The 14267-nt window shown below is 70.0% G+C and carries 13 protein-coding genes; 4 read left to right on the top strand and 9 right to left on the bottom strand.

What is annotated here, in order from left to right; genetic code table 11:
• Nucleotides 1-18: 18 nt before the first annotated feature.
• A complete protein-coding gene (locus tag ACGF5U_RS26065; protein ID WP_392715314.1) occupies nt 19-1050 on the top strand; it encodes a LacI family DNA-binding transcriptional regulator in 1032 nt (343 codons plus the stop codon).
• A 251-nt stretch (nt 1051-1301) separates the two neighbouring features.
• Here the strand turns inward: ACGF5U_RS26065 and prcA are convergent, their stop codons facing one another.
• The 5 genes from prcA to arc all read right to left on the bottom strand — a co-directional run bounded on the left by prcA (nt 1302) and on the right by arc (nt 7089).
• Nucleotides 1302-2069, bottom strand: a complete 768-nt coding sequence (gene prcA, locus ACGF5U_RS26060) for a proteasome subunit alpha (RefSeq protein WP_392715315.1) — start codon at nt 2067-2069, stop codon at nt 1302-1304.
• Nucleotides 2070-2130: 61 nt separating this feature from the next.
• Nucleotides 2131-2976, bottom strand: a complete 846-nt coding sequence (prcB, locus tag ACGF5U_RS26055; RefSeq protein ID WP_392715316.1) for a proteasome subunit beta — start codon at nt 2974-2976, stop codon at nt 2131-2133.
• Between the two features lie 204 nt (nt 2977-3180).
• Entirely contained in the window at nt 3181-3399 is a 219-nt protein-coding gene (locus ACGF5U_RS26050) for a ubiquitin-like protein Pup (RefSeq protein WP_016325855.1), read from the bottom strand.
• Between the two features lie 143 nt (nt 3400-3542).
• Nucleotides 3543-5054, bottom strand: a complete 1512-nt coding sequence (gene dop / locus ACGF5U_RS26045) for a depupylase/deamidase Dop (protein ID WP_392715317.1) — start codon at nt 5052-5054, stop codon at nt 3543-3545.
• Between the two features lie 268 nt (nt 5055-5322).
• Nucleotides 5323-7089 (bottom strand): proteasome ATPase, encoded by a 1767-nt coding sequence (gene arc, locus ACGF5U_RS26040; RefSeq protein ID WP_392715318.1) that lies wholly within the window; start codon nt 7087-7089, stop codon nt 5323-5325.
• A gap of 253 nt (nt 7090-7342) precedes the next feature.
• On the opposite strand from arc, the gene ACGF5U_RS26035 reads away from it, so the two are divergent.
• The gene (locus ACGF5U_RS26035) at nt 7343-7654 is read left to right on the top strand and encodes a ferredoxin (protein ID WP_392715319.1); all 312 of its coding nucleotides are present in this window, start codon (nt 7343-7345) and stop codon (nt 7652-7654) included.
• 50 nt (nt 7655-7704) lie between these two features.
• Here ACGF5U_RS26035 and ACGF5U_RS26030 read toward each other — a convergent pair whose 3' ends face one another.
• The 3 genes from ACGF5U_RS26030 to ACGF5U_RS26020 form a co-directional block, all read right to left on the bottom strand.
• A complete protein-coding gene (locus ACGF5U_RS26030) occupies nt 7705-8280 on the bottom strand; it encodes a hypothetical protein (protein WP_392715320.1) in 576 nt (191 codons plus the stop codon).
• A 206-nt stretch (nt 8281-8486) separates the two neighbouring features.
• Nucleotides 8487-9374 carry a tRNA (adenine-N1)-methyltransferase gene (locus ACGF5U_RS26025; RefSeq protein WP_392715321.1) on the bottom strand — a complete coding sequence of 296 codons (888 nt, stop codon included), beginning with the start codon at nt 9372-9374 and terminating at the stop codon, nt 8487-8489.
• A gap of 131 nt (nt 9375-9505) precedes the next feature.
• Nucleotides 9506-10756, bottom strand: a complete 1251-nt coding sequence (locus tag ACGF5U_RS26020) for a site-2 protease family protein (RefSeq protein ID WP_392715322.1) — start codon at nt 10754-10756, stop codon at nt 9506-9508.
• A gap of 108 nt (nt 10757-10864) precedes the next feature.
• On the opposite strand from ACGF5U_RS26020, the gene ACGF5U_RS26015 reads away from it, so the two are divergent.
• Together ACGF5U_RS26015 and ACGF5U_RS26010 are read left to right on the top strand one after the other, a co-directional pair.
• Entirely contained in the window at nt 10865-11725 is an 861-nt protein-coding gene (locus ACGF5U_RS26015) for a RecB family exonuclease (protein WP_392715323.1), read from the top strand.
• A 9-nt stretch (nt 11726-11734) separates the two neighbouring features.
• On the top strand, nt 11735-12406 hold the full coding sequence (locus ACGF5U_RS26010; RefSeq protein WP_392715324.1) for a response regulator: 672 nt from the start codon (nt 11735-11737) through the stop codon (nt 12404-12406).
• A 219-nt stretch (nt 12407-12625) separates the two neighbouring features.
• Here the strand turns inward: ACGF5U_RS26010 and ACGF5U_RS26005 are convergent, their stop codons facing one another.
• The gene (locus ACGF5U_RS26005) at nt 12626-14215 is read right to left on the bottom strand and encodes an ABC transporter substrate-binding protein (protein WP_392715325.1); all 1590 of its coding nucleotides are present in this window, start codon (nt 14213-14215) and stop codon (nt 12626-12628) included.
• Between the last annotated feature and the right edge of the window lie 52 nt (nt 14216-14267).

Below are 14267 nucleotides of genomic sequence, written 5' to 3'. Positions count from 1 at the left end.
TCGAGCGCGGAGGCGTATGTGAAGGCCCCGGATCCCCTGGGCGGGGCGCGCCCCACCAGCCGTGACGTGGCGCGGGCGGCGGGGGTGTCGCAGGCGACGGTGTCGCTCGTGCTGGGCGACAAGTGGCGCGGCCGGGTCTCGGAGCGTACGGCCGGCCTGGTCAGGGAGGCGGCACGGGAGCTGGGCTACCGCCCCAACCTCGCCGCCCGCAACCTCCGTCTCGGCCGCACGCGCACGGCCCTCCTGGTCGTGCCCGCCCTCACCAACGAGTTCTTCGCCCGCGTCTACACCGGCGCGGCCACCGTCGCCGCACGGCACGGGTTCGGTGTGGTCCTGTACCCCTCCCCCGAGGGCGTCGGCCCCGCGAAGGACCCGTTCGCCTCGGCGCGGGCGGCACTGGACGGTGTGATCGCCTCCTCGATGGCCGCCGGCGCGCTCACCGCGATCCGGGGCTCCGACCTGCCCCTGGTGATGCTGGACAGCGATCCCGCCGACTCCGGAGCGGCCGCGCACGTGAACCTCGACATGGCGGACGGCATGCGCCAGGTGACGGAGCATCTGCTGGCGCTGGGCCACCGCCGCTTCGTGCACCTCTCGTCAGCCGTGCCCTCATGGACGTTCGACGTACGCGCCAGGGCGCTGGCCGCCCGCCTCGGCGGACGGCCGGACGTGACGGTACGGACCGCCCCGGCGCCGCTCGACGTGGACGGCGCCCGCGCCGCCGCCCAGCGCGCGCTCACCGCGCCGGGGCCGCGTCCCACGGCCCTGGTGTGCGACGACGACATCGTGGCGGCGGGCGCCTGCAAGGCGGTGCGGCGACTGGGCCTCAGGGTCCCGGAGGACGTCTCGGTCACCGGATTCGACGACCTGGCGCTCGCGACCGCCCTGGAACCCGAGCTGACGACGGTACGGCTACCGGCGGAGCGGATCGGGGAACGCGGCATGGAGGCGCTCCTCGCGGTCCTGGAGGGCCGCCCCCCGGAGAACGGCGACCTCCCGGTCACCCTGATGCCCCGGGCCTCCACGGCCCCGCCCCCGCCCTCCCCGTAGAACGCCCCGGGACGCACGCCGGCGGGAGGGGCCGTGCCGGGTCGCCCCCGCGGGGCATGCGGTCAGTCTGGGGGCTTCTGAACGGCGCCCGGGACCGCAGGGCGTGCTCACGGCAATGCCCCGGCCTCCACGCGACGAGCGCGGCGGCCGGGGCACCGGTCTCGGGCCACGGTCCCGGGCCGCCAGACCACCGACCGGCGGCTCGGAACCGAACCGACCAGACCGATCAGGCCGACCGGCCACGCGGGAGGCTACTCCTCCGTGCCTTCCGCGCCCTCGGCCTCGTCGGACGCGGCGTCCGTCGGCGTCGTCGCGGCGTCGTCCGCCTCCAGCAGCCGGGACAGCTGCCGTCCGACGATCCGCTTGAACTTGCGCTTCTGCGGGCGCGTCCGGTCCAGGACCGCCACCTCCAGCCGCTCTGCGGGGATCTCCCGCTCGCTGCCGTTGGTGTCCCGGGAGAGCGCCTGCACGGCCAGCTTCAGCGCCTCGGCGAGCGACATGCCGTCGCGGTGCCGCTGGTCGAGGAAGCTGCTGATCTGCTCGGCGTTGCCACCGACCGCGACCGAGCCGTGCTCGTCCACGATCGAGCCGTCGTGCGGCAGCCGGTAGATCTGGTCGCCCTCGGGCGACACGCCGACCTCGGCGACGACCAGCTCCACCTCGTACGGCTTCTCGCCCGCGCTGGAGAAGATGGTGCCGAGCGTCTGGGCGTACACGTTCGCCAGGCCGCGCGCCGTCACATCGTCACGGTCATAGGTGTAACCCCGCAGGTCGGCGTAGCGCACGCCGCCGATCCGCAGGTTCTCGTACTCGTTGTACTTGCCGGCCGCGGCGAAGCCGATCCGGTCGTAGATCTCACTGAACTTGTGCAGCGCGCGGGACGGGTTCTCGCCGACGAAGACGATGCCGTCGGCGTACTGGAGCACGACCAGGCTGCGGCCACGGGCGATGCCCTTCCGGGCGTACTCCGCCCGGTCCTGCATGGCCTGTGCGGGCGAGACATAGAACGGCGTCGTCACCGGCTATCCGTCCCTTTCTTCAGTGGCATGGGGGCACCGCCCACCGTTAGCTGGGGGAACATCAGAGCAGCGCGGCACGCGGGCCGTCGGGCTGTTCGAGGCGGCGCTCCAGGATCGAGCGGGCGATCTCGGAGGACTCCGCCTCGGTGAGGCGCCGGAAGCCCTCGTCCGTGATCACGGTCACGATCGGGTAGATGCGGCGGGCCACGTCGGGGCCGCCGGTCGCCGAATCGTCGTCGGCGGCGTCGTACAGCGCCTGTACGACCAGGGTGACCGCCTGCTGCTCCGTCAGGTCGTCCCGGTACAGCTTCTTCATCGATCCGCGGGCGAAGATGGAACCCGACCCCGTGGCGGCGAAGCCGTGCTCCTCGGACCGGCCGCCGGTGACGTCGTACGAGAAGATCCGGCCCTTCTCGCGGTCGACGTCCCAGCCGGCGAAGAGCGGCACCACGGCGAGGCCCTGCATGGCCATGCCCAGGTTGCTGCGGATCATCGTGGACAGGCGGTTCGCCTTGCCCTCCAGGGAGAGCTGGGCGCCCTCGACCTTCTCGAAGTGCTCCAGCTCCAGCTGGAACAGCTTGACCATCTCCACGGCGAGGCCGGCCGTGCCGGCGATGCCCACGGCCGAGTACTCGTCGGCCGGGAAGACCTTCTCGATGTCGCGCTGGGCGATCATGTTGCCCATGGTCGCGCGCCGGTCGCCGGCGAGGACCACACCCCCGGGGAAGGTCGTCGCGACGATGGTCGTGCCGTGCGGTGCTTCGATCGCGCCCTGCACGGGCGGCAGGGTGCGCCTGCCCGGCAGCAGCTCCGGCGAGTGCTCGGACAGGAAGTCCATGAAGGAGGACGAGCCGGGCGTCAGGAAGGGTGCCGGCAGACGCCCGGTGCTACGAGGGTTGGCTTCCACGCGAATCCTTCCGAAAGAGGCGGCGGCCCGCCGCCGCGCGGCCAGGCCGATCATGCGTACTGTGCACGGACCTTACCCGTGCCGTCGCCGGTCATCCGTCCCGGTGCCCGTGGCTTTCGCCTGGGGCACCGGGAGGCGCGACGCGCGTCGCCGTCCCCGGTGCCCGCGGCGTTCGGCCAAGGCACCGGGCGGGGGCAACGCGCGTTACTGTCCGCCCTTTTGAACGAAGCTTCGGACGAAGTCCTCCGCGTTCTCCTCAAGCACGTCGTCGATCTCGTCGAGTACGGAGTCGACGTCGTCGGAGAGCTTCTCCTGGCGCTCCTTGAGGTCCTCGGACGCCTGCGCGTCCTGCGCCTGCTCCTCGACCTCTTCCGTGGAACGCGTCGCCTTCTGCTGCCCGCCGCCGGTGTCCTTGGTCGCCATATCCCTCACCCCGCTCGGTTTGCCCGCTTGGTTCGGTGTCTCAAGATCAGACCCTACAAGCCCGGTCTGACATCGGCCCCGCACTTTCTCAACGTCCGGGGATCACCCCCATGATTCCCGGAGATTCCCGCGTGAAGCCCTTTTCAGTGGCCGGACAGCACGCGGACCAGGTCCTCGGCCGTACGGCAGCGGTCCAGGAGCTCCTTCACATGGTTACGTGTACCGCGCAGCGGTTCCAGTGTGGGCACCCGTTGCAGAGAGTCACGCCCGGGCAGGTCGAAGATCACCGAGTCCCAGGAGGCGGCGGCGACGTCGTCGGCGTACTGCTCCAGACAGCGGCCGCGGAAGTAGGCCCTGGTGTCCTCAGGAGGCTTCGTCTCGGCCCGTTCGACCGCCGACTCGTCCAGTAGCCGCTTCATCTTCCCGCGGGCCGCCAGACGGTTGTACAGGCCCTTGTCGGGGCGTACGTCGGCGTACTGCAGGTCCACGAGGTGCAGCCGGGCCGCGTCCCAGTCCACGCCGTCCCGCCGCCGGTAGCCCTCCATGAGCTCCCGCTTGGCGATCCAATCCAGCTCGCCGGAGAGGCTCATCGGATCGTTCTCGAGGCGGTTGAGCGTGTCCTCCCAGCGGACCAGGACGTCCTTGGTCTGGTCGTCGGCGTCCGCCCCGAAGCGCTCCTCGACGTACTTCCTGGCCAGCTCGAAGTACTCCATCTGGAGCTGCACGGCGGTGAGTGTCCGACCGCTGCGGAGCGTGATCAGGCGCTGGAGCGTCGGATCGTGCGACACCTGGTGGAGGGTCCGCACGGGCTGGTCGACGGCGAGGTCGACGTTGATGAAGTTGTCCTCGATCATGGACAGGACCAGGGAGGTCGTGCCCAGCTTGAGGTAGGTGGAGATCTCCGAGAGGTTCGCGTCGCCGATGATCACATGGAGCCGGCGGTACTTCTCGGCGTCCGCGTGCGGCTCGTCGCGGGTGTTGATGATGGGCCGCTTCAGCGTGGTCTCGAGGCCCACCTCCACCTCGAAGTAGTCGGCGCGCTGACTGATCTGGAAGCCGTGCTCGTGGCCGTCCTGGCCGATCCCGACCCGGCCGGCACCGGCCACGACCTGCCGTGAGACGAAGAACGGCGTCAGGTGGCGCACGATGTCCGAGAAGGGGGTCTCCCGCTTCATCAGGTAGTTCTCGTGGGTGCCGTAGGACGCGCCCTTGTTGTCGGTGTTGTTCTTGTACAGGTGGATGGGCTGGGCGCCGGGCAGCTGGGCCGCCCGCTCGGCCGCCTCGGCCATGATCCGCTCGCCCGCCTTGTCCCACAGGACGGCGTCGAGCGGGTTCGTGACCTCGGGAGCGCTGTATTCCGGGTGCGCGTGGTCGACGTAGAGCCGCGCGCCGTTGGTGAGGATGACGTTGGCCAGGCCGATGTCCTCGTCCGTCAGCTGGCTGGAGTCGGCGGCCTCGCGGGCGAGGTCGAAGCCGCGGGCGTCCCGCAACGGGTTCTCCTCCTCGAAGTCCCAGCGGGCGCGTCGCGCCCGGTGCATCGCCGCCGCGTAGGCGTTGACGATCTGGGACGAGGTGAGCATGGCATTGGCGTTCGGGTGGCCAGGAACGGAGATCCCGTACTCCGTCTCGATGCCCATTACTCGCCGTACAGTCATGCGGCCCTCCTTGCCCGGCGGCGCCCCCGTTCGGGAACGTCGCTCAAGTACCGCCGGTTCTCCGATGCGTGTGCGGTGCCCGTCCCCGCACTGCGCGATCCGGCGGTATGGACGAGCCTAGAGCGCCGCTGCGCCGGTGGGGAGATCAATTGCGTCATTGCTCCGGTGTGGTCGATTCATGGCCGAAGACCGTGGAATGCAGGCGGCTGCGGATGCCCTCCTCCGCCGGGACGGAGGATCCCCGGACATCCGCAGCCGGCTCTGCGTTCTACAGGTACTGACCGGTGTTCGCCACCGTGTCGATGGAGCGTCCGGTGTCCGCGCCCTGCTTTCCGGTGACGAGCGTGCGGATGAATACGATCCGCTCGCCCTTCTTGCCGGAAATCCGAGCCCAGTCGTCCGGGTTCGTGGTGTTCGGAAGGTCCTCGTTCTCCTTGAACTCGTCCACGCACGCCTGGAGGAGATGGGAGACCCGGATACCCTTCTGATTGTGGTCCAGGAAGGCCTTGATGGCCATCTTCTTGGCCCGGTCCACGATGTTCTGGATCATGGCTCCGGAGTTGAAGTCCTTGAAGTACAGGACTTCCTTGTCGCCATTCGCGTAGGTGACCTCGAGGAACCGGTTCTCCTCGGACTCCGCGTACATCTGCTCCACGACCGACTGGATCATGGCGTGGGCCGCGGCCTCCTTGGATCCGCTGTGCTCGCCCAGGTCGTCCGCGTGCAGCGGGAGCGAAGGCGTCAGATACTTGGCGAAGATGTCCCTGGCGGCCTCCGCGTCCGGACGCTCGATCTTGATCTTCACATCGAGCCGGCCCGGCCGCAGGATCGCCGGGTCGATCATGTCCTCACGGTTGGAGGCGCCGATGACGATGACGTTCTCCAGCCCCTCCACACCGTCGATCTCGGCGAGCAGCTGCGGGACGATGGTGTTCTCCACGTCCGAGCTGACACCGGAGCCGCGGGTGCGGAAGAGGGATTCCATCTCGTCGAAGAAGACGATGACGGGGGTGCCCTCGCTCGCCTTCTCACGGGCGCGCTGGAAGACGAGGCGGATGTGCCGCTCGGTCTCACCGACGTACTTGTTCAGGAGCTCGGGGCCCTTGATGTTGAGGAAGTAGCTCTTCCCCGCAGGCTGGCCGGTCACCTCGGCGACCTTCTTGGCAAGGGAGTTGGCGACGGCCTTCGCGATCAGCGTCTTGCCGCAGCCGGGCGGGCCGTAGAGCAGGATGCCCTTCGGCGGACGCAGCTCGTGCTCCTTGAAGAGGTCGGGGTACAGATACGGGAGCTCGACCGCGTCACGGATCAGCTCGATCTGGTTCCCCAGGCCGCCGATCTTGTCGTAGTCGACGTCCGGCACCTCTTCGAGGACGAGCTCCTCGACCTCGCTCTTCGGGATGACCTCGTAGACGTAACCGGACCTGGGCTCCAGCAGCAGGGCGTCACCGGGCCGGATGGTGGTGTCCAGCAGCGGCTCGGCGAGCCGCACCACCCGCTCCTCGTCGGTGTGCCCGATGACCAGGGCTCGCTCGCCGTCCTCCAGGATCTCCTTGAGGGTGACGATGTCCCCGGCACGCTCGAACTCCATGGCCTCGACCACGTTGAGCGCCTCGTTGAGCATCACTTCCTGGCCGCGCCTGAGCTCGTCGAGCTCGACGCTGGGGCTCACGTTCACCCGGAGCTTGCGGCCCCCGGTGAAGATGTCGCACGTGCCGTCCTCGTTCACCTGCAGGAAGACACCGAAGCCGGCCGGCGGCTGCGCGAGCCGGTCCACCTCTTCCTTGAGGGCCACGATCTGGTCGCGGGCCTCACGGAGCGTGTTCGCGAGCCGCTCGTTCTGTGCGGACACGCCGGCCAGATTGGTCTGCAGCTCGACGATCCGCTCTTCGAGAATCCTCGTGTGACGCGGAGAGTCGGCGAGCTTACGTCGCAGGACGGCGATTTCCTGCTCGAGATAGGCAACCTGGCCGGCTGGGTCCTCAGACCCCCGCCCCGGCCGGATGCCGCGGTTGATGTCGTCGTCGTGGGCTGCCACGGTCCTCACCTCCTCCAAGGGGAGCTGGACGCTTCCTGACCCTACCTGTGTGGGTGGTGATTGAAACCCCTAGATCACAAAGACTCTCGGGGTGTGTCCGATCTTCACCCTTGCGCTCTCCCTCACGTCAGGGGAATACCCACCCATCAACATCGGAAAGCGGGCGGTTGTATCGTCGGTGGGGTCAACACCCGCCCGAGCGGGCCCGACTTACCTCACGACGCTCCACTCGACGCAGGAAACGGCAGGCGATATGACCGCGCAGCAGGAGACTCTCCCGACGGGTGCCGCGGAGGCTCTGGAGGTCTGGATCGACCAGGACCTCTGTACCGGCGACGGTATCTGCGCGCAGTACGCTCCGGAGGTCTTCGAGCTGGACATCGACGGCCTGGCCTATGTGAAGAGCGCGGACGACGAGCTGCTCCAGGAGGCGGGCGCCACGACGCCGGTGCCGCTCCCGCTGCTCCAGGACGTCGTGGACTCCGCCAAGGAGTGTCCGGGCGACTGCATCCACGTCAGGCGGGTTTCGGACAGGGTCGAGGTCTACGGCCCGGACGCCGGGTAACGGCGCACCGGCACGGAGTCACCTTCAGGCGCACCGCACGGAGTGCCGCCTCAGGCGCCCCGCGCTTCGACGGTGGTACGGACGAACGTGCCGCCCCGCCACCGCCACTTGACCCGCTCCCGCTCGTCGGGGCAGCACCGCGGCACGTCCGGCGACGAGTAGCCGAGCAGTGTCGCGGTGACGGCGCCGTCACGTACGGCGAGATCCGTGACGCTCAGCCGCTGGGCCGGCTCGACGAGGGTGGCCACGACGCGCGGCTCGGCCCCGGCACGCGCGGTGAGTACGTAGAGGCCGCTCGGCGGTGTTCCCGAACCCGCGCGGCAGTGGGCCGCTGCGACCGTCTCGGGCAGGCCGTCGCCGTCGATGTCGCCCGTGGCGTGCCGTGCCACCACGCTGGGCGCTCCGGCGCAGTCGAGCGGGAAGGCCACCTCGTCCGGGTCGGGTGCCGGGCCGGAAGCGGGGGCGGGGGCCGTCGTGGTCGCGGCACCGGCCTGGGAGGCCGTGGCGGCCTCGGGCTGGAGGAGTCCCGCCGCGGCGACGACCGCGGCCATGGCGGCGGCGGTGACGAGCCAGTGCGCGGGGCGGGCGTGGGTGTGCGCGAGGTCCGGGACGGCGGAGGTCTGCACGCGGGGTGTCTCCTGTGGGCTGTGCGGTGCGTCGGGGGTTGGCGGCATCGTGCCATATGTCACAGGTGGGCGGAACAGCGGGGAGGTCGTTCCGGCGCGGTGAACGCGAAAGCGCCGCCCCCGAGTTTCCCGTTCGCCGGGGGAACTCGGGGGCGGCGCCGACGCGTTGTCGGGGCATCAGCCCGGGTACGGGTTCGCGCGGGGCGTCAGCCCTTGTTGGGGCCTTCGTAGTCCTCGCCGTACGCGCCCTTGGCGGGGCGGCGGCGGCGCATCGGGGGCTCGACGCCGTCCGCGAGGCGGCGGGCGGTGACCAGGAACCCGGTGTGCCCGATCATCCGATGGTCGGGGCGCACGGCCAGACCCTCGACGTGCCAGTTGCGGATCATCGACTCCCAGGGCTGCGGCTCGGCGTAGCAGCCGATCTCGCGGATGGACTCGACGGTACGGGCCAGCTGGGTGGTGGTCGCGACGTAGCAGCAGAGGATGCCGCCGGGGACCAGTGCCTTGGAGACGGCCTCCAGGCACTCCCAGGGGGCGAGCATGTCCAGGATGACCCGGTCGACGTCGGTGTCGGTCAGGTTGTCCTGGAGGTCGCCGACGGTGAGCTGCCACGCGGGGTGGGGGCCGCCGAAGTAGCGCTCGACGTTGCCCTTGGCGATCTCGGCGAAGTCCTCGCGGCGCTCGTAGGAGTGCAGCATGCCGGTGTCGCCGATGGCGCGCAGCAGGAAGCTGCTCAGCGAGCCCGAGCCCACCCCCGCCTCGACGACGCGGGCGCCGGGGAAGATGTCGGCGAAGGCCAGGATCTGCCCCGCGTCCTTGGGGTAGACCACGGCGGCACCGCGGGGCATGGACAGGACATAGTCGGGGAGCAGGGGGCGCAGCGCGAGGTAGGCGACGTTTCCCGTGGTTCGGACAACACTGCCCTCGGGGGCGCCGATCAGCTCGTCGTGCGGGAAGGAACCCTTGTGGGTGTGGAAGTTCTTCCCGGCCTCGAGCGTGAACGTGTAGTGGCGTCCCTTGGGATCGGTGAGCTGGACCTGGTCCCCGACCTTGAAGGGCCCGCGACGGCGGGCGGCACCGGTCGGTTCGGACATGGGACCTAGCCTACCTGCTCTCTTTCGGGGCTCGGTGCGCCGCCCGGGGCACCCGGGGCGGGGGGGTGGGCGGAAGGGGCGCGCGGCTGTCGAAGGCGCCCCAGCGGCGGACCGGGCCCGCGACCGAGCCCTCAGGCGGCGGCGCCGGGCCTTGCCATGGCCTTCACGAAGGCGCGTTCCACGTCGGCCGTGGACAGGACGCCGTAGATCTCGCCGGTCTCCTCCACCACGAGGTACTCCGTGGCCGGGGTGGCGCGGAGGTGGTCGAGGAGCGCCTCGCCGGCGAGTTCGGCGGGGACCTTCAGGCCGTCGGTGAGGTCCTGGGCGAGGCCGCTGACGGCGACCCAGGGGCGGCGGTGCTGGGGGATGCCGACGATGGCGGTCTCCCGGACGAGTCCGGTCGGGGCTCCTTGGCCGTCCACGACGACGAGGGCGCGGGCGCCGGCTTCGTTGGCCCGGCGGAGGGCCTCGGAGAGGGGGGTGTCGGAGGCGACGGGCACCGCGCGGCGGGTGAGGGTGCGGGCGCGCAGCTCGGGGAGGTGTTCGCGGAGCCGGGCCATGCGCAGGCTGTTGCCGGCGCCGGTCCAGATGATCGCCGCGAGGATGGCGGCGAGCAGGGCGTCGGTGACGGTGTCCATGCCGCTGATGTCGCCGGTGGCGTTGCCGAGGGCGCCGGTGTGGGTGAGCAGCGGCAGTCCGATGAGGACGGTGACGGCGAGGGCCCGGCCGACCCAGGCGGCGGCGACGGTGCCGCTCATGGGCTTGCCGGTGATCTTCCAGACGACGGCCCGGAGCATGCGGCCGCCGTCGAGGGGCAGGCCGGGCAGCAGGTTGAACGCGGCGACGATCAGGTTGGAGATCATCAGGCCGGCGAGCAGGACGCCGGGGACGGTGCCGGGCTCGACGGCCTGCATCCCGGCGTAGAAGACACCGGCCAGGACGAGGGAGAGGAGGGGGCCGACGAAGGCGAGGACGAATTCGCGGCCGGGTGTCTCGGACTCCTTCTCGATCTCGGATACGCCGCCGAAGAACTGGAGCTGGATGCGGCGCACGGGGAGCTGGAAGCGGAGGGCGGCGACGGTGTGCGCGAGTTCGTGGACGAGGACGGAGGCGTAGAACGCGACGGCGAAGAAGAGCGAGACGAGGTAGCGGGCGTTGCCGAGTTCGGGCAGGACCCGGTCGAGCTGTCCGCCGAACACCCAGGTGATGAGGGCCGCCACGAGGAACCAGCTGGGCGCGACGTAGACGGGCACGCCGAAGACGCGGCCCATGAGGATGCCGCCGCCCGGCTTGTCACCTCCCCGCGGGGTACCGCTCGCGGGGGTGGCGCCGGCCGTGTCGGACCTCGGGCGCGAGCTGCCGCTCTCGTCGTCCTGGTTCACGAGTTCCCTTCACTTACGAGGCGTTTCTCGCTCGATCATGCAGTGTGCGAGGGTCTGACGTCGATGGTATGCCGCTCGCTGTCAGTGGCGGGCCGTAGGGTCTGCGTCATGACTACGAGCCCGCAGCCGCCCGCGTCGCTCTCTCCGTCCCGGGCGAGCGACTTCATGCAGTGCCCTCTGCTGTACCGGTTCCGGGTGATCGACAAGCTGCCGGAGAAGCCGAGCGAGGCCGCGACGCGGGGCACGCTGGTGCACGCGGTGCTGGAGCGGCTCTTCGACGATCCGGCGGCGGAGCGTACGTCGGGGCGGGCCAGGGCGATGGTGCCGAGGCAGTGGGACCGGCTGCTGGAGTCCAAGCCGGAGCTCGGGGAGCTGTTCGACGGCGACGAGGGCGGCGAGCGGCTGGCGCGCTGGCTGAGCGAGGCGGAGCAGCTGGTCGAGCGCTGGTTCACGCTGGAGGATCCGACGCGGCTGGAGCCGGCCGAGCGGGAGCTCTTCGTGGAGACGGAGCTCGAGTCGGGGCTGCGGCTGCGCGGTGTGATCGACCGGATCGATGTCGCGCCGTCGGGCGAGGTGCGGATCGTGGACTACAAGACGGGCAAGGCTCCGCGGCCGGAGTACAGCGAGGGCGCGCTGTTCCAGATGACGTTCTACGCCCTGGTGGTGCGGCGGCTGAAGGGTGTGCTGCCGAGGCGGTTGCAGCTGGTGTACCTGGGCAGCGGTGACGTGCTGACGTACGACCCGGTGGAGGCGGACCTGCGGCGGGTGGAGCGGAAGCTGCTGGCGCTGTGGGACGCGATCAGGACGGCCACGGAGACGGGCGACTGGCGGCCGAGGCCGACGAAGCTGTGCGGGTGGTGCGACCACCAGGCGGTCTGCCCGGAGTTCGGTGGGACTCCCCCGGTCTACCCGCTGTCCGTGCGGCCGGTGGAATCGGGGCAGAATGAAGCCGGTCAAGCGAGCCCTTAAGGAGTACCCGTGGCTATCCGCGTCCTACTGGTCGACGACCAGCCGCTGCTGCGCACCGGTTTCCGGATGATTCTGGAGGCGGAGCAGGACATCGCGGTCGTCGGTGAGGCCGGGGACGGCCTCCAGGCCCTCGACCAGGTGCGGGCGCTGCAGCCGGATGTCGTGCTGATGGACATCCGGATGCCCCGGATGGACGGGGTGGAGGCGACCCGGCAGATCACCGGTCCGGGCCGGGACGGCCCGGCGAAGGTGCTGGTGCTGACGACGTTCGATCTGGACGAGTACGTGGTGGAGGCCCTGCGCGCGGGGGCGAGCGGCTTCCTGTTGAAGGACGCGCCCGCGCATGAGCTGGTGCAGGCGATCCGGGTGGTCGCGGCGGGCGAGGCGATGCTCGCGCCGAGCATCACGCGGCGGCTGCTCGACAAGTACGCGGGTCATCTGCCGTCCGGTGAGGAGCCGGTGCCGGACACGCTGAACACGCTGACGGACCGTGAGGTCGAGGTGTTGAAGCTGGTGGCGCGGGGGCTGTCGAACGCGGAGATCGCCGCGGATCTGTTCGTCTCGGAGACGACGGTCAAGACCCATGTGGGGCACGTGCTGACGAAGCTGGGCCTGCGCGACCGGGTGCAGGCGGCGGTGTACGCGTACGAGAGCGGTCTGGTGCGTCCGGGCGCGCAGTAGCCGCGAAGACGCCGGGCCCCGGGTGGCAGGGGATGCCACCCGGGGCCCGGCGCACGGGCGAGTGAGCCGAAGGGGCGCGCGGCTGTCGAAAGGGAGTCGCGCACAGGGAGCGAGGCACGAGCGACCGAGCACGTCGACCGTCGACAGCCGCATAAAGCGCCCCGGAGGCGAACCGAGCCCCGGAGAAGTGGAACCGAGCCCCCGAGAGGGGGCGCGGTCTCAGCCCTTCTTGATCTCCCAGAAGCGGAAGACGGTGGACGCGTCGAGGGTCCACTCCAGGCCCGTGATGGTGTTGCGGGCCACGGCGTACTGCTTGGCCTGCCAGATCGGCAGCATCGGCAGGTCCTCGGCGACCATGTTCTGGAGCTTGGCGAAGTCCGCCTTGGCGGCGCTGCGGTCGGCGGCGGCGGCCGTGTCGGGGATGATCGTCTCGGAGATCTTGCTGTTCTCGTAGTTGTTCCCGAGGACGTTGTCGTCGCCGAAGAACGGCTGGGTGAAGTTGTCCGGGTCCGGGTAGTCCGGCACCCAGCCCTTCACGTACACGCCGTACTTGCCGGCGGCGATGTCCTTCTCGTACTGGTCGTACTCGACGGACTTCACCTCGGCGTCGAACAGTCCGCTGTCGTTGAGCTGCTTGGCGATGGCGCGGACGTGCTCGTCGGTGGCCGGGCCGTAGCGGCTGGGCGTGGAGTACAGGGTCAGCTTGACCTTGTCGGAGACGCCGGCGGAGCGCAGGGCCTGCTTGGCCTTGGCGGGCTGCGGGCGGTCGCCGTAGCGGTCGAAGAAGGCGGTGTTGTGGCCGAGGATGCCGGCGGGCACGACCGAGTACAGCGGTGTCGCGGTGGACTGGTAGACGCCTTCCACGAGGGCGGCGCGGTCGATGAGGTACGCGATGGCCTTGCGTACGCCCAGCTTGCCGACGACCGGGTCCTTCATGTTGAAGACCAGGTGCTGGACTTCGGCGCTGGAGCCCTCGACGACCTCGATGCCCTTCTCGGCGGCCGTCGGGGAGTCGTTGAGGTTCTTGATGTCGGCGGCGGCGAGTCCTCGGTAGGCCACGTCGATGTCGCCGCGGAGCAGCGCGTCGGCCAGGCCCTTGCGGTCGCCCTGGTAGAACTTCAGCGTGACGCCGTTGTTGCGTACCTTGTTGGTGCCCTGGTACTCGCTGTTGACCGAGAAGACGGCCTGGTTGTCGTTGAAGGACTCCAGCTTGTACGGGCCGGAGCCGACGGCCTTGCCGTCGGTGCGCAGGCCGTCGGCGGAGTATTCGCGGTGGTCCACGATGGAGCCGGCGCCGGAGGCGATCTTGCTGGGGAACGTGGCGTCCGGCACCTTGAGGGTGAAGACGACGGTCCGCTCGTCGGGGGCCTCGATCTTGTCGATGGTGGTGAGGAGCGGTCCGGGACCCTCCTCGTCATCGATCTTCATGGCCCGTTCGAAGGAGAACTTGACGTCCTCGGACGTGAGGGGGTTGCCGTTGCTGAACTTCAGCCCCTCGCGCAGGGTGCAGCGGTAGACCGTGTTGCCGCCCTTGTCGAAGTCGCACTTCTCCGCCGCTTCCGGCTGGGGCGTGGTGGCGCCCTTGGGGAAGCCGAGCAGAGACTGGAAGACGTTGTTGAACAGCAGCCAGGAGCCGGGGTCGTAGCCGGCCGCCGGGTCGGTGGCCAGGACCTCGTCGGACATGCCGACGACGACCGAGTCGCCGCCTTCATCGGCGCCCTTGTCCTTGTCCGTACCACAGCCGCTGAGCATGGCGGCGGCGAGCCCCGCGGCGAGCGGGGCCGTCAGCCACTTGTTGTGTGCCTTCACAGGAACCTTGCCTCTGGATCTCTTGTCGGCCGGGCCATGTGCGCGGCCGTGT

The organism is Streptomyces sp. NPDC047886 (genome assembly GCF_043204435.1).
GTDB lineage: Bacteria > Actinomycetota > Actinomycetes > Streptomycetales > Streptomycetaceae > Streptomyces.
Note: the sequence above shows the minus strand (reverse complement) of the source record. Positions and strands in the feature narration are given on the sequence as shown.